This is a genomic window from Homoserinimonas sp., from assembly GCF_056262345.1.
The window spans coordinates 1-18,982 of sequence record NZ_JBACFR010000095.1 but is presented as its reverse complement, the minus strand read 5'-3'; the positions used below and the strand labels follow the sequence as shown (position 1 = coordinate 18,982).

The 18,982-nt window shown below is 64.3% G+C and carries 17 protein-coding genes, 1 tRNA gene and 1 pseudogene; 6 read left to right on the top strand and 13 right to left on the bottom strand.

The genetic code is table 11. From position 1 onward, the window contains the following. Positions 1–304: 304 nt before the first annotated feature. Complete coding sequence (locus tag AC062T_RS04955) at positions 305–784, bottom strand: GyrI-like domain-containing protein (protein ID WP_476027941.1); 480 nt, start codon at positions 782–784, stop codon at positions 305–307. A 76-nt stretch (positions 785–860) separates the two neighbouring features. On the opposite strand from AC062T_RS04955, the gene AC062T_RS04950 reads away from it, so the two are divergent. After that, positions 861–1,397, top strand: a complete 537-nt coding sequence (locus AC062T_RS04950; RefSeq protein ID WP_476027939.1) for a LysE family translocator — start codon at positions 861–863, stop codon at positions 1,395–1,397. A gap of 54 nt (positions 1,398–1,451) precedes the next feature. Here the strand turns inward: AC062T_RS04950 and AC062T_RS04945 are convergent, their stop codons facing one another. Further along, positions 1,452–3,134: an MFS transporter gene (locus AC062T_RS04945; RefSeq protein WP_476027937.1), complete on the bottom strand. Its 1,683-nt coding sequence runs from the start codon at positions 3,132–3,134 to the stop codon at positions 1,452–1,454. Positions 3,135–3,253: 119 nt separating this feature from the next. Between AC062T_RS04945 and AC062T_RS04940 the strand changes: the two genes are divergently transcribed. Both AC062T_RS04940 and AC062T_RS04935 read left to right on the top strand, forming a co-directional pair. After that, positions 3,254–3,335, top strand: a tRNA-Leu gene (locus tag AC062T_RS04940). A gap of 130 nt (positions 3,336–3,465) precedes the next feature. Further along, complete coding sequence (locus AC062T_RS04935) at positions 3,466–4,275, top strand: DedA family protein (RefSeq protein WP_476027935.1); 810 nt, start codon at positions 3,466–3,468, stop codon at positions 4,273–4,275. A gap of 55 nt (positions 4,276–4,330) precedes the next feature. On the opposite strand, the gene AC062T_RS04930 is transcribed toward AC062T_RS04935, so the two are convergent. The 7 genes from AC062T_RS04930 to AC062T_RS04900 all read right to left on the bottom strand — a co-directional run bounded on the left by AC062T_RS04930 (position 4,331) and on the right by AC062T_RS04900 (position 10,991). Then, positions 4,331–4,888 (bottom strand): HEAT repeat domain-containing protein, encoded by a 558-nt coding sequence (locus AC062T_RS04930; protein ID WP_476027933.1) that lies wholly within the window; start codon positions 4,886–4,888, stop codon positions 4,331–4,333. Positions 4,889–4,932: 44 nt separating this feature from the next. Further along, complete coding sequence (locus tag AC062T_RS04925; RefSeq protein ID WP_476027943.1) at positions 4,933–5,589, bottom strand: metal-dependent transcriptional regulator; 657 nt, start codon at positions 5,587–5,589, stop codon at positions 4,933–4,935. 20 nt (positions 5,590–5,609) lie between these two features. Then, a complete protein-coding gene (locus AC062T_RS04920; RefSeq protein ID WP_476027931.1) occupies positions 5,610–6,854 on the bottom strand; it encodes an Nramp family divalent metal transporter in 1,245 nt (414 codons plus the stop codon). Positions 6,855–6,894: 40 nt separating this feature from the next. Continuing rightward, positions 6,895–7,473, bottom strand: coding sequence for an RdgB/HAM1 family non-canonical purine NTP pyrophosphatase (gene rdgB / locus AC062T_RS04915; protein WP_476027928.1), 579 nt, complete (start codon positions 7,471–7,473; stop codon positions 6,895–6,897). Then, positions 7,470–8,198, bottom strand: coding sequence for a ribonuclease PH (gene rph, locus AC062T_RS04910; RefSeq protein WP_108515574.1), 729 nt, complete (start codon positions 8,196–8,198; stop codon positions 7,470–7,472). The genes rdgB and rph overlap by 4 nt, the downstream gene beginning before the upstream one ends. Positions 8,199–8,272: 74 nt before the next feature. Then, the gene (gene murD, locus AC062T_RS04905) at positions 8,273–9,637 is read right to left on the bottom strand and encodes a UDP-N-acetylmuramoyl-L-alanine--D-glutamate ligase (protein ID WP_476027926.1); all 1,365 of its coding nucleotides are present in this window, start codon (positions 9,635–9,637) and stop codon (positions 8,273–8,275) included. After that, positions 9,624–10,991 (bottom strand): MurL-like N-terminal domain-containing, encoded by a 1,368-nt coding sequence (locus tag AC062T_RS04900; protein WP_476027924.1) that lies wholly within the window; start codon positions 10,989–10,991, stop codon positions 9,624–9,626. Before AC062T_RS04900 ends, murD begins: the two co-directional genes overlap by 14 nt. A gap of 39 nt (positions 10,992–11,030) precedes the next feature. Between AC062T_RS04900 and AC062T_RS04895 the strand changes: the two genes are divergently transcribed. Continuing rightward, complete coding sequence (locus AC062T_RS04895; RefSeq protein WP_476027922.1) at positions 11,031–12,347, top strand: nicotinate phosphoribosyltransferase; 1,317 nt, start codon at positions 11,031–11,033, stop codon at positions 12,345–12,347. A 7-nt stretch (positions 12,348–12,354) separates the two neighbouring features. Here AC062T_RS04895 and AC062T_RS04890 read toward each other — a convergent pair whose 3' ends face one another. Beyond that, complete coding sequence (locus tag AC062T_RS04890; protein ID WP_476027920.1) at positions 12,355–13,839, bottom strand: helix-turn-helix domain-containing protein; 1,485 nt, start codon at positions 13,837–13,839, stop codon at positions 12,355–12,357. 148 nt (positions 13,840–13,987) lie between these two features. On the opposite strand from AC062T_RS04890, the gene aceB reads away from it, so the two are divergent. Together aceB and AC062T_RS04880 are read left to right on the top strand one after the other, a co-directional pair. Further along, complete coding sequence (gene aceB / locus AC062T_RS04885; RefSeq protein WP_476027918.1) at positions 13,988–15,607, top strand: malate synthase A; 1,620 nt, start codon at positions 13,988–13,990, stop codon at positions 15,605–15,607. Positions 15,608–15,794: 187 nt separating this feature from the next. After that, positions 15,795–17,387, top strand: coding sequence for an isocitrate lyase (locus AC062T_RS04880; protein ID WP_476027916.1), 1,593 nt, complete (start codon positions 15,795–15,797; stop codon positions 17,385–17,387). 57 nt (positions 17,388–17,444) lie between these two features. Here the strand turns inward: AC062T_RS04880 and AC062T_RS04875 are convergent, their stop codons facing one another. The 3 genes and pseudogenes from AC062T_RS04875 to AC062T_RS04865 all read right to left on the bottom strand — a co-directional run. Continuing rightward, a complete protein-coding gene (locus tag AC062T_RS04875) occupies positions 17,445–17,804 on the bottom strand; it encodes a GntR family transcriptional regulator (protein ID WP_476027914.1) in 360 nt (119 codons plus the stop codon). 7 nt (positions 17,805–17,811) lie between these two features. After that, positions 17,812–18,072 carry a DUF3039 domain-containing protein gene (locus AC062T_RS04870; protein ID WP_108515561.1) on the bottom strand — a complete coding sequence of 87 codons (261 nt, stop codon included), beginning with the start codon at positions 18,070–18,072 and terminating at the stop codon, positions 17,812–17,814. A 23-nt stretch (positions 18,073–18,095) separates the two neighbouring features. Beyond that, a pseudogene (locus tag AC062T_RS04865) lies at positions 18,096–18,982 on the bottom strand (ABC transporter permease); the annotation flags it as partial.

Here is an 18,982-nt window from a genome sequence, read left to right as displayed (position 1 = left end):
TAGTCGCGCACCTCCTCCCGCACTACCCGGCCAACCGCATCCGGGTCGAGCCTCAGCTCGTCTCGCCCCGCGCCCGCCGCCCGCACTCGGTCACGTACGCGCTCGGTGATGATGCTGACGGCTTGGGGCATGCCGCCATCTTGGGCGAGCAGCATCGAGCCTCGCTCAGGTTTTCCACAGGCGCGGGCCTCTCGGGCGCCCGCCTCCACTGAGGGGACCCAAATGTGGCTTGGGCGGGGCCGCGAAGACTCATTTGGGACCCCTCAGCCGAAGTCGGGCGACGCGAGCCGCCCGAGCCATTCGGCTAATCCTGCAGCAGCCAGGTGATTGCGGTGCGCATGTCGGCCGGGTCGGCCTCCGGTGTCGGCATCGTCACATACGACTCCCACATGACCTGCGCCGGGGTGAGTGAGCGCTCCGTCATCCACTCCAGCAGACGGCTGTAGGCGTCGGCGAGGCCGTCATACGAGCCGATGTGTAGTGCGGTTACCGCCTGGCCTGTCGGTAGCCACAGCGAGGTGACGCCATCGGCAGGGTCAATTTCGGATGCGATGGGGAACCCAGCAGCGATGTCGGCGGTCTCCCCCGGCGCACCAAAATAGACCGCGACCGCGGGACCCGCGATGGCAACATCCTGCTGGGCCAGCACCCGGGGCACGGTCGCAAACACGCGATCAAAAAACGGAACCATCTGGTTCATGGGCACAACGTCGTGGATGACCCCGACCAGCGTCGGCGGCACTTCAACAATCTTGGGGCCGACCTCGTCCGACTCCTGCTGCATCGCTGCTCCTTCGCATCCCGATCCCCGAGCGAAATCTAGGCCCAGTTGCTGCAAGGCAACAGAGAACGCCCTATCGTTGGCTGGTGATTCCTGCCGCGAATATTCTGGCATTCTGCCTCGCCGCGGCGCCCTCGTCGTCGCTATCGCCGTGGCCCTGGGGATCGGCGTGCTCGTGCAGAGTTCCGTCGCCGTCTTCACGGCGATCAAGATTGCTGGCTCGGCCTACATGGTCCACCTGGGCATTCAGGCGATCCGGCACCGCAACGATTCGGGCGAGGATGTCGACATCGTCGATGTCGGGCGCAATCGCCATCGCCTCGTGTGGCAAGGATTTGTCGTGGGAATAACCAACCCCAAGACGGTCGTTTTTCTCATCGCCGTGCTGCCGCAGTTCGTGGACTACGGCGCGGGCGAGATCCCGCTGCAGCTCGGCTTGCTCGGCACCATCTTCGTTGCAATAGCCCTGGTCAGCGACGGCGCGTGGGCGCTACTGGCGGGCAGCGCACGCGACTGGTTCGCCGCATCGCCCCGGCGCCTTTCGGCACTGAGCATGATCGGCGGCGTGCTCATTGTGGCGATCGGCATCGCGATGCTTTTTGTGGGTCACGGCTAGGCTCCCGCTTCACACGGGAAGCCACGGTAAGGCTGCCCTGCCAGGCTGCCCTGGTCAGGCCGCCCCGGCCGTGGTGGCCTCCGCCTCCGTCTCGTCTTCGTCGCTGCGCACCCGCGGCAACGCGAACGTCGCTAGCAGCCCCAGGAATACGATGCCCGCCGCGCTCAGCATCGTGATGCGTGCTGCGGAGACCATCGACTGCTCGGCCGCCCGCTGGACGTCGTTGGCGGCCTCCGCCGCTGCATCCGGCGAGACCCCAGGAACCTGCGTGAGCTGATCTTCGACGACAGCGGGGATCTCGGGAATGGCAGCACCCGCCGACTCTTCAATTGCCGTGACGAGACCGCTGCTCGATTCCTGAGGAATGCCGTCGACATCGTCAAGAGCAGTGGAGAACGTCGAGCCGAGCGATGTTACGAGGAGCGAGCCCAGGATCGCGATGCCGATCGCCGAACCCACCTGGCGGAAGGTGCTCTGCAGCCCGGATGCCTGCCCTGACTGCTGCACGGGAACGTCGATGAGGATCACACTCGTGAGCTGAGCGGTGGCCATGCCGACTCCGGTGCCATAGAGGAACAGCCATCCGGCGTAAACCCACGTATTGGTATCGAGGGAGATAGTGACTCCCAGGCCGAGGATCGCGATGACCTCGAGCGCAAGGCCGAGCCGCACCACCCCGCGGGCACCCAACCGGCGGGTAAGCGCCGGCGTTCGTGCCGAAATGATGAACGTGCCGAGGGCGAGCCACACGATGAGGATTCCCGTGTCGAGAGCGCTGAGCCCCAGACCGCCCTGCAAGAAGAGCGGCAGGGCATAGAGGAGGCCGAACTCCCCGAGCGACACGACGAGCGCTGCGATGCTTCCGAAGCTGAAGCTACGGATGCGAAGAAGCGAGAGATCAAGCAGCACAGGCTTGTCAGCGCGCCCCCGCGCTCGTTCGACCAGCACAAAAATCGTGAGCAGGATGATGGCAAGGGCGAACGCGAACGGCACGGGAGAAACCTCCGGGCCCCAGGGAACACCGAGAACCTCGATACCCTCCTTCGCATACCACCAGCCGTAGCGCAGGCCTTCGATGAGGCCGAACACGAAGGCCGCGAGACCGATGGAGGACAGCAGGATTCCGCCGAAATCCAGTCCGCGCCGGGCATGAACGTCGCGCGTCTCGCGCAAGAACATACCGGCGCCGATGAGCACAATGATCACGACGGGAACGTTGATGAGAAACGCCCAGTGCCAGCTGAATGCGGTGGTGAGCCATCCACCGACCAGTGGACCGACCGCAGCCATTCCGCCGATCGTCCCGCCCCAGACGGCGAAGGCAATTCCGCGCTCGCGCCCGACGAAGAGCGTGTTGATCGACGAGAGCGCCGTCGGCATGATCATGGCCCCGCCGACACCCTGAATGAGTCGGGCGATGATGAGGGTACTGGCGGTATCGCTGAGAGCGGCGAGAACGCTGGCGATGCCGAAGACAACGACCCCGATGATGAACAGCTTCTTGCGGCCGTACAGATCACCCACCCGGCCAGCGGTGATGAGCAGCGCGGCGAAGACCAGGGCATAAATCGAGTTCATCCACTCGGCATCCGAGGCGGTAAGCCCCAAATCTTGGATGATCGTGGGTACCGCGACGTTGACGACCGTCGCGTCCATGATGATGAGCGACACCGCCAGCGAGATGAAGGCTAGGGCCTTCCACCGGCGGGGATCTGCGGTCACCTGTTCGGTGCTCATCTGTTACCTCTCGTTCCCTGGCGCCGGATGCCGACACACTGTCGGCATCATACACCTTCCCGGATTTCAGGATGCGGCAGGCGCGCTGGGTTAACCACCCACTAAACTGATCTACGCCCGCGGGAGTGGTGAAATTGGTATACACGCCAGATTTAGGTTCTGGTGCCGGAAGGCGTGAGGGTTCAAGTCCCTTCTCCCGTACTCAGCAACACGCGTTAAGAAACAGGCCGGCGACTCGGATCTCGATGGACTTGGTGATCCGGCGGCAGCCAGTATTCTGGATTGGCGTCGATAGGCGCTACTACCGCCGAACGACGGAGTCACCCGCTTGATGCTTGAAGCCCACACCCTCGCAGCCCAGGTTGTTTCAGCCCAGCTCCCCTCTGCGCTGATCCCCTGGCTCGACCCCGAGCTCATCATCAACAGCGCCGGCTCGTGGGCCTTGCTCGTCGTATGCCTCATCGTGTTCTCAGAAACAGGATTGCTATTCGGCTTTCTCCTGCCGGGAGACACGCTTCTGATCATCGCCGGGCTACTCACCCACACGGTTTTCGTCTTCGGCCTCGACATCTGGTGGGTCGGCATCCTCATCGCCCTCGCGGCGTTCCTGGGCGGCGAAGTGGGCTACCTCATAGGCCACAAGTTCGGCCCCAGCATCTTCGAACGCAAAGAAAGCGGGCTGTTCAGCCGCGAGAACGTGGAGCGCACGAACGCGTTCTTTGCCCGCTTCGGAGGCCTCTCCGTGATTCTCGCGCGCTTCGTGCCCATTCTGCGCACCTTCGTGCCGGTCGCCGCCGGAGTCGGCCACATGGACTACCGCAAGTACTCGCTCTATAACCTGATCGGCGCCGTCATCTGGGGCTTCGGGCTCACCTACTTTGGCTTTCTTATCGGCTACATTCCGCCCGTTGCTGAGTTCGTCACCGAGTACATCGATGTGATCCTGCTCGGCGCCGTGGCAATCACGCTCATCCCGACCATCTGGCACTACGTCCAGTCGAACCGCAAGGCCAAAAAGGCACGACTTGCTGGCCTTGCGCCACTGTCGCGGGACGAGATCGTTCTCGACCAGGCCTACTTCGACCAGGACCCCAGCAACGACCCCGACAAGCAGTCAGGGTCGGGCGCCAAGCCTGAGTAGCGCAGGGTTGCAGTAGCGCAGCCGCAGCACTCGGCGGCAGTACTCAGCGCGGCGACTAGGCCAGGCGCGCAGCGAGCTCCTTAAGGGATTCGCCCGCGGCGCGGCGCACATCCTTATCGGGGTCGCGCAGCATCCGTCGCAGCGGCTCTTCACTCTCCGCCGTGCCGATCGCGGCGAGGGCGCGTGCAGCGGCAGCCCTGACCCGAGGGTTCTCGTCGGTGGTCCTGCGCTTGAGCGAAGACTCGTCGCCGACGCCGCGCTCAGCGCACACCTTGAGGCACATCTCTCGCACGCGCCACGCGCGATTGTCGACACCCCGCACAACAGCGGCCTCCGCGGAGTCGTCCCACACGTGCAGGAGAGCGCGGGCACCCCAGAGCTCCGGCCAGTACAGCGCGGGAGCGCCATCGAGAAGCCCCTGAGCATGCCGACCACCCACGTACAGCAGCACGTCTTCGCCTTCGTTACGCCCCTCAAGTAGCCCAATTGCGCGCTGGGTGAAGGCGGCCTCGCCAAAGCGAGCCACGGCCTGGGCGATGCGCTCGGGCAGCGGTGCGTCAATCGGAACGGAAGATTCGGTGGGCTGCGAAGAATCGCTGGGTGTCTCATTCATGGCACCCTCAACGCTAGTGCAGACGGATGCCCTGCAAACCTCAGCTAGGCAGACACCCAGATCGCCGATGCGGCCTCATCGCCCAGATCGAGCTCTGCGGCTCCGAGGCGCACGGTGAGGGAACCGCCGAAGGGCTTGCGCCCGACCACCACGACATCCGAGTCAACGGCAACACCCTCCGCGGCCAGGTGTCGCAAAAGCATGGGGTTTCTATCGCTGATGCGCAGCACCCGACCGACGTGGCCTTCCGGAGCCTGCGCGAGCGCGATCGCGTCGGGAATCGTCACCGACCCATCCGGGGCGGGAATCGGGTCGCCATGCGGGTCGCGGCTTGGTCGGCCGAGCTGCTCGTAGATCGCATCGAGCAACCGATCAGAAATGGCGTGCTCCAGAACCTCTGCCTCGTCGTGTACCTCGTCCCAGCCATAGCCGAACGACTCGACAAGCCATGTCTCGATGAGCCGGTGCCTTCGCACCATTCTCACTGCGAGCATCCGACCTTCATCCGTGAGCGTTACCGCACCATACGGAACGTGGTTAACGAGGTCGGCGGCCGCAAGCTTCTTGACCATTTCGGTGACGGAGGATGCCGCGAGCCCCAGTCTCGCTGCAAGCGCTGAGGGCGTTACCGGTGCGTTTTGCCATTCCGTGTAGGCATAAATCGTCTTGACATAGTCCTCGACGACAGAGGTCGCCGGCATGCCCTTTTTCGCGGCGCTCACTATGCACCCCCCGTCACTGTCAGCACGATCAGCGTAACGTTGAGCGCCACCACGAGCACCACGACGAGGCCGAGCGCCCAGTTGACGAGGGGTCGGTTGACCGCGTCACCCATCACCGTGCGGTCGCTCGTGAGCTTGAGCAGCGGAATGAGGGCGAACGGGATGCCGAAGCTCAGGAAGACCTGGCTGATGACGAGCGCCCAGGTCGGGCTAACTCCTATGGCCAGGATGATGAGCGCGGGAATCATGGTGAGCACCCGCCTGGTGAATACCGGGATGCGCCAGCCGAGCAGCCCCTCCATGATCGTCGCACCGGCATAGCTGCCGACCGCTGTGGAGGCAAGACCGGAGGCAAGAAGTCCTATGGCGAACACGAGGCCGATTGCGGGCCCAAGAGCAGATTCGATGGCGGCATGGGCCCCCTCAATGGTGTCGGTGCCGTCCACTCCCCTGAGGTTTCCCGCTGCAAGCAAGAGCATGCCGATGTTGACCACTCCTGCGATGGTCAGGGCGATGATCACGTCCCAGCGCGTGGCCCCGAGCAGGCGTTTGCGGTCGGCCGCATCCCGCGCCCTGCCGTGCCGGTCTCGAGCGAGGGCGGAGTGGACATAGATGGCGTGCGGCATAACCGTTGCGCCGAGCATGCTCGCCGCGAGCAGTACGGACTCCGCACCGTCGAAGCGCGGGATGAGGCCTTCGAGCACTGCGCCGCCATCGGGAGGGCTCACGACGAGGCCCGCCAAGAATCCCACCGCGATGATCGCGAGGAGGCCGACGATCACAAACTCGAACGGTCGCTGCCCGTGACGGGTCTGCAAAGCGAGAAGGCCCATGGAGATAGCGCCGACGATGAGGCCGCCCCAGAACAGCGGCAGGCCGAACAAGAGGTTGAGGGCGATAGCTCCACCGATGACTTCGGCGAGATCGGTCGCAACCGCGACGAGTTCCGCCTGACCCCAGAAGAGTCGCCGCTGGGTAGGGCGCATGCGCTCCCCCAGCAGTTGCGGCATCGTTCGCCCCGTGACGATGCCCAGCTTCGCCGACTGATACTGAACGAGCGCTGCCATGAGGTTTGCCGCGACCAGCACCCACACGAGCAGGTAGCCGAAAGCGGCCCCGCCCGTGAGGTTGGCGGCAACGTTGCCGGGATCGACATAGGCGATGGCGGCGACGAAAGCCGGGCCAAGCAAGAAGACTCCGCGGGCGGCACTCTTTCGCCCTTCCGGCAACACTGATTTCGGCATGCCGAAATCCTAGACCCTGATGAGGGACTTCCGCCAGCCGTTAGATGAGGTGCTGTCTCACCTGCGGGAGCAGCGCCGTGAACGCCCTCGACCGGTGACTGATTGCATTCTTCTCGTCGGCCGAGAGCTGGGCCGACGCAACGTCCAGCCCCTCTGGCTGAAAGATCGGGTCGTAGCCAAACCCTCCCTCGCCCGCCGGTGCATGCAGAATCGTGCCCTTCCATACGCCGACCTCGACGAGTTCAACGTCGTCATTCACGAACGCTGCTGCGCACATGAAGTCGGCGGCACGGTTCTCGGAATCCCCCAGATTCTTGAGCAGCAGACGGTAGTTGTCGGCGTCATCGCGCGTGCCGGCATAACGAGCAGAATGCACACCGGGCGCTCCCCCTAAGGCGTCGACGCAAATGCCGGAGTCGTCGGCGATTACGGGCAGCCCCGTGTGGCGGTGGGCAGCGCGAGCCTTGATCAACGCGTTGGCGGCAAAGGTCTCGCCGTCTTCGACGGGCTCCGGGCCGTCGTAGGCGACCAGCTCGATTCCCTCGAGGAGCGTGCCGAGAATGCGGCGCAGCTCCACGACCTTGTGCGCATTATGCGTCGCGAGCACCAGCGTGGTCACGCGAGGGCTGCCTTCTGGGCCTCCGTGAGCTGCGCTGTACCGGCAAGCGCGAGATCCAGAATCGAATCGAGTTCGCGGCGATCGAACGGCGCACCCTCAGCGGTTCCCTGCACCTCAACGAAAAGTCCGCGACCGGTCGCGACAACGTTCATGTCGGTCTCAGCCCGCACATCCTCGGTGTACGCCAAATCGAGCATGGGGGCTCCGTCGATGATGCCGACAGAGACAGCGGCGATGCTGTCAACGAGCGGGACGGCCTTCTGGGCAATGAACTTGTTGGCGCGGCCCCACTCGAGCGCGTCGGCGAGGGCAACGTACGCGCCAGTGATCGCGGCGGTGCGCGTGCCGCCGTCGGCCTGCAAGACGTCGCAGTCGATGACGATCGTGTTCTCGCCCAGTGCCTTCATATCGACGACGGCCCGCAGGCTGCGGCCGATGAGGCGTGAGATCTCGTGGGTGCGTCCGCCGATCTTGCCCTTGACCGCCTCCCGGTCGGAGCGGCTGTTCGTCGCCCGCGGCAACATCGAGTACTCGGCCGTGACCCACCCCTTGCCCTTGCCGGTCATCCAGCGAGGAACGCCGTTAGTGAAGGATGCCGTGCAGAGAACCTTGGTGTCACCAAAGCTGACGAGGCAGCTGCCCTCCGCCTGCTTGCTCCATCCGCGCTCGAAGGTCACGGGGCGGAGTTGATCGTTGGTGCGGCCGTCGAGGCGGAGTTCAGTCATGAAACCAATCCTCCCACGAGGCGCCGACGCTGCCGCAGCACCGACGAGGCCAGCGCTGCGCCTGCGCCGCAGCTCTAGCGGGTCGTCTCGATCGCATGCCTAAAGTCGGCGGCGCGCTCCGCGTAGTTCGCATAGAAGCCGTAGCTCGGTGCCGCCGGCGACAGCAACACGATGCCGCCGCGGGGAGTGAGCGCCCTGGCCTTTCGCACAGCATCGCCCATATCTGCAGCGACCGCGACGGGCTGAGCCTCTGGCATCATCTCCGTGAGGTGGGCGCCACTGCCGGGCAGCCCGATAACGGCGCAGATCGGATGCTCAGCGAGGTAGTCAACGAGGGGGGCGTAGTCGACCCCGCGATCCTGCCCACCAACGAGCAGCGTGAGGGGCGCTGGCGCAAACGCCCGCATAGCCTCGATCGCAGCATAGGGACTCGTCGACAGCGAGTCGTCAACGAAGGTGATGCCAGCGGCATCCGGGATCTCTTCAAGCCTGTGCTCAAGCGGGTGGAAGTCCGCGAGCGCCTGGGCGACGGCTTGGGCGTTATCGAGAATCGAATAGCCGTTAGCGTCAAGGGCAGCAAGGGCGAGGCACGCATTAGTAGCGTTGTGGTCGCCGCGCAGAGGCAGAGCGCTCCGCTCGAACAGTGCGATCTCGCCGCGGCGGAACCATCCGTCGGCCACGTGAAAGGACTGCGGCAGACCGACGGGCTCGTAGTCGAGCTCCTCGAAGCGGCGGCCGATCTGCTCAACCAGGCGCGGATCGAGTGCATTCACAATCACGGCCCGCGGACCGTGGGCCACGATGTTGAGCTTGTCGGCGTAGTAGTCGCCTTCGCTGCCGTGCCAATCGAGGTGTTCGGGAAACAGCGACGTGAGCACGACGGTGGCGGGCGACACGGTGAGCGCCGAGCATTGGTAGCTCGAAAGCTCGACCACATAGCGGGGAGCAGGCGGCATCGCGAGCAGAGGCAGCCCAATGTTGCCGCCGAGAACGACGTCACCGACCAGCCGCGCGGTGAGGTGGTGGATGAGGCTGCTTGTCGTGCTTTTTCCCTTGCTGCCGGTGACTCCAACTGTGGAGGCTGCGTGCTCGGCGAGCCAGAGGCTGGTGCCGCTCGTAACGGCGACCCCTGACTCGCGCATGCTTTGCAAGAGAGGGTGATGCTTGCTCACGCCGGGAGACGCAACTACGACGTCGATGCCGTCGGGGGTCTCTCCGACAACGACGGGGATGCGCTGGCCCCAGGCGGTTCGCCACGCGTCGACGGAGTCGCCTTCTGCGTCGTTATATGCGATTGCAGATGCCGCAATGCCGTCGACAGCGTCAGCAATGGCGCGACCCTCCTTGCCTGTGCCGACGATGAGCACGCGGCGGCCGGCGAGCGACTGAACGCCGCGGGCGGCAGAACTCGACTCAGCAGGGGCATCATTCAAGGGCATGCCGCGCCTCTTCATAGAGCGGTGGCACCTCGACCGCCGGGCGGTCGTCAAAAAGCGCTCGCTCAATATCCGCGTCGCCTTCGGCGATTTCGGGCGAGTCTGCGACGAGCGCTCGAACGACCGCAGTGTCTCGCCAGTCATCCGACCGGGCGGCGTGGCTGAGAGCCACGGTCGATTCGGCTTCTTCGCCGACGCACTCCCACGGCTTGTGGTTGCCGAGTCCGAGAAGCGAACGGAACCCGTCGATCAAATCCTCGTTGTCGAACATGTCGACCCCCACGATGCCCATGAGTCGTTCGCGCGACATGAATGGCGAGAAAGCGAGAAAGACAAACTGGCACTTGGCGCATTCGCCGCACCATCCGGGCTCCGCTCCGCTGATGCGGAAGGCCCGGTTGCAACTGACGATCGAGGTGTCGTAGCCCGCGGTCTGGGCGAACTTTCGGGCGATGCGCAGCTCCGTAAAGGGGCGCAATAGGGAGAAGTAGCCGCCCCGCTCCCCCGTCTGCGCTTCGATGGCCGAGGCGAGCAGAACCTCAGCGTCGAGACTCTTTGACCATTGATGGTTCACGGGGACGCCGTCCCACATCATGGTTGCCTCTGCCGCAGAACTCTCGTTCGACATGACGACGGGGCCAAGCCCGAGAAGCTTCGCCTGAGCAACGGCGATGAGCGACACCATCGCGGTAACGGGAACGTGCCCGTTGAGAGCTCCCGAGGCATTCGCCTCAAACAGAGCAGAGTCGAGGATGCGGCGGGCCGAGACAAACGGGAGCCCGCTTGCGGTGGCCACGCGCTGCATAACGACGTTGGGATTCACGGAGAACTGGGTGACGTCGAGGCCCACATACCGCATCGACTCGACCGAGACCACGGAGTCCTTGCCGCCGCCGAGCGGAACGAGAGGCCGGTTGAGCCGATCCTCGGCAATCTCTTTCGGCTCGTCAACCCGCGCGAACGGCCGAGATACCGTGATGTCGACGTCGAGCAGACCGGGCAGCCCTGCGCGGTAGGCGAACTCTCCCAGCCCGAAGTGGATCGCATCGCGCAGAAACGCGACGCCCGGCTCCGCAAGACCGTCGACGGCGATCTCGTAGCGGGGTGGCGCTGCCGCCTTGTAATAACTGAGCCCGAGAACAGCGCCGAGCAACGGCAAGACGGATGCTGCGGAATCCCAGTCAGCGTCGCCATCTTCTGGCAACGCAAAAACAATGCGCTCCGCAAAGTCGCGGGGGGCAGGCCCGTTAAGGCGGTAGTGAAAGACGACCTCGCCGGTCTCGTCCGTGCGCTCGATGTTCACAAAGCTGAAGGAGTCGAACCCAGCGGGGTCGAAGGCGAGGCTACGATTCGGCACAACAGATCCTAACCCGGCCCCCTCGGTAAGCTGACCTTCATGCACAGCGAGCCCGCAGTTTCTGCCGACCAGACGACTGCTCTCCTTACGGACCAATACGAACTAACGATGGTGGACGCCGCTCTCAGAGCTGGCACGCACGAGCGGCAGTGCGTATTCGAGGCATTCACCCGCAGGCTCCCCGGGGCTCGTCGCTACGGCATCGTTGCGGGCACCGGCCGGCTTCTGAGCCTGATCGAACGCTTTCGGTTTGGGGATGCTGAGCTCACCTGGTTGAGCGAGAACCGCATCGTCACCCCACCCACGCTTGACTGGCTCGCCGACTATCGCTTCTCTGGAAGCATCCACGGATACCGGGAGGGCGAGGTCTACTTTCCCGGCTCCCCGCTTCTTGTGGTCGAGAGCGGCTTTGCTGAGGGCGTCATTCTCGAGACGCTCATCCTGAGCGTGCTGAACTACGACTGCTCGGTGGCCACGGCCGCCGCGCGCATGGTTCATGCAGCCGGAGACCGGCCTCTAGCGGAGATGGGTTCGCGGCGGACGGGTGAATCCTCCGCCGTCGCGGCGGCGCGGGCCGCCTACATCGCTGGCTTCTCGGCAACGAGCAACCTTGAGGCGGGGCGAACGTGGGGCGTGCCGACCATGGGCACCGCGGCACATTCCTTTACCCTCCTGCACGACACGGAGGAGGAGGCCTTCCGCGCCCAGGTGGATGCGCTCGGGGTCGGCACAACACTGCTCGTCGACACCTATGACGTTCACACCGCGGTCGAGACGGCCGTGCGCGTTGCTGGCCCACAACTCGGCGCGGTTCGTATCGACAGCGGCGACCTTCCTGAGCTCGTGGCCGCGGTGCGTGCCCAGCTCGATTCTCTGGGAGCCACCGGCACCAAGATCACCGTGACGAACGACCTCGATGAGTTCACAATCGCATCACTGCGGGCAGTGCCCGTGGACTCCTATGGGGTGGGCACCTCCGTTGTCACAGGATCTGGCTCCCCCGCCGCCGGCATGGTCTACAAGCTGGTCGCCCGGCAGGGAACCGACGGCGAGTGGGTATCCGTCGCTAAAAAATCGAGCGGCAAGGCCACCCCCGGCGGCCGCAAGTGGCCGGTTCGCCTGCTCAACGAATCAGGCATTGCCACCGAGGAACACATCCGCATCGAGGGCAACGACAGCCAGGGTCGTTCGCTCCATGTCGACCTCATGACCGACGGCGTTGCGGATGATCGCTATGTCGGTATCGCCGGGACCGCCCTGGCCCGCGAACACCGCAAGGCCGCTATCGCCGAGCTACCGGCAGACGCCTTCCGCCTGAGCCGAGGCGACCCCGCGCTGGCCACCACATACTCCTGAGCGCTCGTTAGGCGGGCTCGTGGGCCTCGAGAAACGCGTAGACCTCGGTCTGGTCGATCCCCGTGAACGAACCGGTCGGCACCGCCGCGAGGAGAGATGACTGGAGCCTGGCGCTCGGCAGGGAGAAATCTGCCCACTTGGTCGACAGGTCCTGAGGGGGTTTGCGGCAGCACTCGGGATCTGGGCAGCTTGATACCTGTCGATGCCGTGTGTCTCTTCCCCTGAACCACTTCACGTTGGCAAACGGCGTGCCAACACTCACCGAGAACGACCCCTGATCTGACGACTGGATGCTCGATGTGCACCAATAGGTGCCCGCGGGCTTGTCCGTGTACTGGTGGTACGGGCTGAACCGGTCATCCACGTCGAACACCTGGCGTGCGCTCCATTTGCGGCACACCATCTGGCCTTCCACGGCGCCGAGCGCGTCAGTGGGGAACGCTGCGCTGTCGTTTTCGTAGGCCTTTGAAATCGTGCCCGACTCGTGGACCTTGAGAAAATGAACCGGAATCCCGAGGTGTTCCGTGGCGAGGTTCGTGAAGCGATGGGCTGCCGTCTCGTAGCTCACGGCAAAGGTGTCACGCAGGTCTTCGACTGACAGCTCTCGCGCGTTTTTGGCTCTCGTAAGAAAGTCGACGGCGCCCGCCTCTGGCACCATGAGCGCGGCGGCCAAGTAGTTGGTCTCCACGCGCTGCCTCAAGAAGTCGCCGTAGTCGACCGGCTCGCGCAGCCCCAGCACATGACCGGCGAGCGCCTGCAGGAGCGCCGTCCTCGGGTCTCCCCCCTCGGTCATCTTGAGGTAGATGCGACCGTTCTTGAGGTCGGTAACCGAGCGAGTGGATGCTGGCAGGTCGTTGACATAGTGGAGCGAGAATCCCAGGTGGCTAGCCAGGTCGGAGGCTACCCGCTGCGACAGCGGACCGCCCGTGTGACCAACGGCGGCGAGCAGGGTTCCCGCCGCTTTCTCAAGTTCGGGAAAGTAGTTGTTCTGGCGCCGCATCTGCTGGCGCAGCTCCCCGTTGGCCCGGCGAGCCTCCTCCGGCGTTGCCGCACGCTGACGGTGCAGCCTGTCAAGCTCTGAATGCAGGCCCAGGATCGTCTCGATTGCCTCGTCGCTGAGGGTTTTGCGAACCGGCAGCGCCGGCAGGCCAAGAGTCGAATAGAGGGGGCCTCGCTGCGCCCGCTCGAGAGCAATCTCCAGCGCGGCCCGCTTGGACGGCGCTTCGGTCGCAAGAAGAACATCGAGTCCGACCCCGAGCGCTTTGGCCAGCGTCTGCAGATCGCTCAGCCGGGGTTCCCGCTTGCCGTTCTCCAGCACGCTCACCTGGGATGCTGCTCGCCCGATCGCTGCGCCCAGGTCGTCGAGCGTCATCCCTCGCTCCGTTCGCAACTGGCGGATGCGCTTGCCAATCATGAGGGAATCGACCGTCAGGCCACCTTCTGGTGCGGTCGGCGGTGCCAGTGGTTCTGCGGTGATGGACGTCTGCGTCATGCCGAAAGACTCTCAGATCCGCTTCTTCTAGGCAATAGAAGAATCCACATTTTTCTACAAACTTTTCTTGCGAAGAGCACTAGAACTTGCCACAGAGTGGTCACACGGGCCCCACAGCCCGTCACACCGAGCACTGAAAGGCCAGACCATGAACACGACGATTGAAGTCACCGGACCCCGCGAAGAGCGCTTCGACGAAATCCTCACCGATGAGGCACTGGCCTTCGTAACCGCCCTTCACGCCAAGTTCAGCGGTCTGCGCCACGACCGGCTCGCAGATCGCATGCAGCGACGCTTCGACCTGGGCAACGGTCGCGACCTGCGCTTCCTTCCCGAGACCGAGCACATTCGTTCGGATGACACCTGGCGCGTTGCCGGTGCAGGCCCGGGACTCGAAGACCGCCGCGTCGAGATCACTGGCCCCACCGACCGCAAGATGGCGATCAACGCCCTCAACTCTGGCGCCAACGTGTGGCTCGCCGACCAAGAAGACGCCACGAGCCCCACCTGGGGCAACGTCATCGGCGGCCAGCTGAGCCTCTTCGACTTTCTCCGTGGCCAGCTCGAGTACACGAACCCGGAGGGCAAGTCCTACTCCGTGACCGCTGAGCAGACGCCGACGATCGTGTTCCGCCCTCGCGGCTGGCACCTCGTTGAGAAGCACCTGCGCTACGTCGATGCAGCCGGCACCGGCATGGCCGCCAGCGGCAGCCTCGTCGACTTCGGCCTCTACTTTTTCCACAACGCGAAGAAGCTCATCGAGCAGGGTCGCGGGCCGTACTTCTACCTGCCCAAGCTCGAATCTCACCTTGAGGCCCGCCTGTGGAACGACGTCTTCACCTTCTCGGAGGAGTACATCGGAATCCCCCAGGGCACCATCCGCGCAACCGTTCTTATTGAGACGATCCCCGCAGCATTCGAGATGGACGAGATCCTCTACGAACTGCGCGACCACTGCGCCGGCCTCAACGCTGGCCGCTGGGACTACATCTTCTCCATCATCAAGAACTACCGCGGCCGTGGTCAGTGGTTCGTGATGCCCGACCGCAAGCAGATCACGATGACCGTTCCGTTCATGCGGGCCTACACGGAGCTCCTCGTGAGCACGTGCCACAAGCGCGGTGCATTCGCGATCGGCGGCATGAGCGCGTTCATCCCCAACCGCCGTGACCCCGAGGTCACCGCGCGTGCTCTTGAGCAGGTCGCGGCGGACAAGCGACGCGAGGCCACCGACGGCTTCGACGGCACCTGGGTTGCTCACCCGGACCTCATCCCCACGGCTCGCGCCGAGTTTGATGCGGTGCTCGGGGACAAGCCCAACCAGGTCGACCGCCTGCGCCCCGACGTTCACGTCACCCGCGACCAGCTGCTCGACATCCGCTCCATTGGCGGAACCGTGACGGATGCTGGCCTGCGCGACAACGTCTCCATCGCCATCCGCTACATCGAGTCGTGGCTGCGTGGTGTCGGCGCTGCCGCCATCGACAACCTCATGGAGGATGCCGCAACGGCAGAGATCAGCCGCTCGCAGATCTGGCAGTGGATCCACCAGTCCACCGTCACAGAAGAGGGCACGGTGATCTCCACCGAGGTCGTCGAGGGAATCATCGAGCGCCTCGATCTCCAGCGGCACGACGGCGATCGTTTCGACGATGCCATCGATATTTTCCGCGAGGTCGCTCTGCGCGAGGAGTACCCCACGTTCCTCACGATCTCTGCCTACACGCGGTACCTCGTCGAAGAACCTGCGAGCGCCCGCGCCGCCTAATCGGTACCGGTTCGGCTCCCTACCCAGGGCCGAATCCGCCACTGGTTCGCACCCGCCCGCGCGAACCAGGTCCGTCGCTGCCGGCCACGCCGCGACGAGGGGGCTGCGGCATCGCCCGCTACGGCCACAGCCCCCACCATCCGTTCTCTCGGGCTCACCACATTGCACACCTCACCAAAGGAAGACCATGACCGCCTACCTGAACGACATCGAGTCCATCGAGTCCCTCAAGCAGCAGTACGGAACCGCCTGGGATGCGATCAACCCCGAGTCGGTCGCCCGCATGCGCGCCCAGAACCGCTTCAAGACCGGCCTGGAGATCGCCCAGTACACCGCCGACATCATGCGCAAGGACATGGACGAGTACGACGCCGACTCGTCTGCCTACACCCAGTCGCTCGGCGTATGGCACGGCTTCATCGGCCAGCAGAAGCTGATCTCGATCAAGAAGCACCTTAAGACCACCAACAAGCGCTACCTCTACCTTTCGGGATGGATGGTCGCAGCCCTCCGCTCCGAGTTCGGCCCGCTGCCCGACCAGTCGATGCACGAGAAGACCTCGGTGCCCGCGCTCATCGAAGAGCTCTACACGTTCCTCCGCCAGGCCGACGCCCGTGAACTCGACCTTCTTTTCACCCAGCTGGATGCTGCGCGTGCGGCAGGCGACGAGACCTCGGTTGAACTGATCCAGGCTCAGATCGACAACTTCGAAACCCACGTCGTGCCGATCATCGCCGACATCGACGCCGGCTTCGGCAACCCAGAGGCCACCTACCTGCTGGCCAAGAAGATGATCGAAGCTGGCGCGTGCGCCATCCAGATCGAGAACCAGTTTTCTGACGAGAAGCAGTGCGGCCACCAGGACGGCAAGGTCACGGTTCCGCACGAGGACTTCATCGCCAAGCTCACCGCGGTTCGCTACGCGTTCCTCGAACTCGGCATCGACAACGGCGTCATCGTCTCGCGCACCGACTCGTTGGGCGCCGGCCTCACCCAGAAACTCGCCGTCAGCCACGAGCCCGGCGACCTGGGCGACCAGTACAACTCGTTCCTCGACGTCGAAGAGATCTCCGAGGCCGACCTGGGCAACGGAGACGTCGTCATCAAGCGCGACGGCAAGCTCGTTCGCCCCAAGCGTCTCGCCAGCAACCTCTACCAGTTCCGTCAGGGAACAGGCGAGGCTCGCTGTGTTCTCGACAGCATTACGTCGCTGCAGAACGGCGCCGACCTGCTCTGGATTGAGACAGAGAAGCCGCACGTTGGCCAGATCGCCGGGATGATGAACGCGGTGCGCGAGGTCTTCCCCAACGCCAAGCTCGTCTACAACAACAGCCCGTCGTTCAACTGGACCCTCAACTTCCGTCAGCAGGCGTACGACAACCTGCTTGCCGAGGGCAAGGATGTCTCTGCCTACGACCGCGCCAAGCTCATGAGCGTCGAGTACGACGAGACCGAGCTCGCGCAGATCGCCGACGAGATGATCCGCACCTTCCAGCGCGATGGCTCGGCTCAGGCTGGCATCTTCCACCACCTCATCACCCTGCCCACGTACCACACGGCAGCGCTGTCGACGGATGATCTGGCCAAGGGATACTTCGCCGATCAGGGGATGCTCGCCTACGTCAAGGGCGTTCAGCGCCGGGAGATCCGCGAGGGAATTGCCACGGTCAAACACCAGAACATGGCCGGATCCGACATCGGTGACAACCACAAGGAGTACTTCGCCGGCGACGCTGCCCTCAAGGCAAGCGGCAAAGACAACACGATGAACCAGTTCTAAGGTCCCACACGCACGGAGAAGGGCCCGGGCCTCTGACCGGGGCCTTCTCTGTTTCGTCTAAGACCGCAGCGCCGCCTGTGCCCAGGCAAGCGCGGTATCGGCATCGATTCCGAGCTTGCGGATGCTGTCGGCGTAGTCCCGCGCGGCCCTCTGCCCGCTTTGCTCGACGACGCCGCCCTGCGCCGAGACGAACGAGCCTGCGCGGCCGCGAGTCTCGATGATGCCAGCCGTCTCAAGCTCCCTGTAGGCCTTCGCCACCGTGTTGGCGGCGAGACCCAGGTCGTCGGCTAGTCGCCGAACCGTCGGGAGCTTTGCTCCTGCTGCGAGGGAGCCGCTGCTGACCTGCTCCAGAATGTGCTGACGCAATTGCTCGAACGGTGCCACTGCGGACTCCGGGTCGATCAACAGGCCATCCACGCCCTGACTACTTCTTCATCTTTTCGTAGATCTCTTTGCAGGTTGGGCAGACGGGAAACTTTTGCGGGTCGCGCCCCGGGGTCCACACTTTGCCGCAGAGGGCGATCACGGGTTTGCCACTCATGGCCGACTTGAGAATCTTTTCCTTCTGCACATAGTGCGAGAAGCGCTCGTGGTCGCCGTTATCCAGCTGCTCCTGATTGAGCAGCTCCTCCAACTCCCGGTCAAGGGTGTCGGTGCCGCCTCCGCTGTGCTCGGTGTTGCTCATGACTCAATGGTAAACGCTGCCGCCTAGTTGCGCAGGGTGAAGGCCAAGAGTTCGGGCGCTTGCCGGGCAAATACCCTGGCGCCGGCAGCGAGCCCACACACGAGCACCAACAGTCCTGTGACGACGCCCGCAAGAAGAGTGAGCATGCCCCACAGGCCGCCTTCGGAAAGGGTCAACGCCCCGAGACCGAGGGTGGGGACGGCGCAGATGAGAATGAGGAGGAATGCCACCGCTTGACCGCCGGAACCCGACGACGATTGCGGCTGCGCAAACGGGCTCGCACCCGGGCGAACAGCCGCATACGGCATACGAACCGAGAGGTAGCTCGAGATTCCGATGCCGCTCAGGAGCAGGCAGAAGCTGAGCCCGATCATGGCGGGGAAAACCGACCAATCGCTGTACAGGGCGGTGGAAACGGGGGCAAGCAACGCGATCGTGAGACTGCCGATGAAGAGGACGGGAATGGCCCGGCCCACCCTGTCGGTCCAGCCGGACACGTTGGATGCGACGTGGAGCCAGAGCGCCGAGCTGTCGTGGGCGAGATCGTTGTGCAGCGCCCAGCCCAAGAAGAGGCAAATGATGGGCAACGGAACGAGGGCAAGGTTCTGCCACCAGACGCCGATCACGAGGAACGGCACAAGCACGAGGAGCGCGACGACGGGGATGATCATGAGTACGAGGCGGTAGCGCGGGTCCCGCAGCCAGTACGTCATGCTGCGTGCGGCGATCGCGCCAACTTCCGTTCCGGCAAACACGTCAAACCAGCCGAGACCCCGGCCGCCGGAGGCCAAGGAAAGATCCCTCGGAACGCGGAGACGAATGACCCAGGAGACCGTGGCCCGCCAGGCAATCGCGAGCAGCGCAACGACGATGACGGCGAGGAGCAGCTTTGCCCATGCTGCAGTTTGAT

What these genes read in the sequence shown, in the direction of transcription:
- AC062T_RS04925 (WP_476027943.1), bottom strand. Translation starts at nt 5,589, where the DNA reads ATGCCGGCGACCTCTGTCGTCGAGGACTATGTCAAGACGATTTATGCC.
- AC062T_RS04870 (WP_108515561.1), bottom strand. Translation starts at nt 18,072, where the DNA reads ATGAGCAACACCGAGCACAGCGGAGGCGGCACCGACACCCTTGACCGG.
- AC062T_RS04890 (WP_476027920.1), bottom strand. Translation starts at nt 13,839, where the DNA reads ATGACGCAGACGTCCATCACCGCAGAACCACTGGCACCGCCGACCGCA.
- AC062T_RS04935 (WP_476027935.1), top strand. Translation starts at nt 3,466, where the DNA reads ATGCTTGAAGCCCACACCCTCGCAGCCCAGGTTGTTTCAGCCCAGCTC.
- aceB (WP_476027918.1), top strand. Translation starts at nt 13,988, where the DNA reads ATGAACACGACGATTGAAGTCACCGGACCCCGCGAAGAGCGCTTCGAC.
- AC062T_RS04895 (WP_476027922.1), top strand. Translation starts at nt 11,031, where the DNA reads ATGCACAGCGAGCCCGCAGTTTCTGCCGACCAGACGACTGCTCTCCTT.
- murD (WP_476027926.1), bottom strand. Translation starts at nt 9,637, where the DNA reads ATGCCCTTGAATGATGCCCCTGCTGAGTCGAGTTCTGCCGCCCGCGGC.
- AC062T_RS04945 (WP_476027937.1), bottom strand. Translation starts at nt 3,134, where the DNA reads ATGAGCACCGAACAGGTGACCGCAGATCCCCGCCGGTGGAAGGCCCTA.
- AC062T_RS04930 (WP_476027933.1), bottom strand. Translation starts at nt 4,888, where the DNA reads ATGAATGAGACACCCAGCGATTCTTCGCAGCCCACCGAATCTTCCGTT.
- AC062T_RS04920 (WP_476027931.1), bottom strand. Translation starts at nt 6,854, where the DNA reads ATGCCGAAATCAGTGTTGCCGGAAGGGCGAAAGAGTGCCGCCCGCGGA.
- rph (WP_108515574.1), bottom strand. Translation starts at nt 8,198, where the DNA reads ATGACTGAACTCCGCCTCGACGGCCGCACCAACGATCAACTCCGCCCC.
- AC062T_RS04955 (WP_476027941.1), bottom strand. Translation starts at nt 784, where the DNA reads ATGCAGCAGGAGTCGGACGAGGTCGGCCCCAAGATTGTTGAAGTGCCG.
- AC062T_RS04880 (WP_476027916.1), top strand. Translation starts at nt 15,795, where the DNA reads ATGACCGCCTACCTGAACGACATCGAGTCCATCGAGTCCCTCAAGCAG.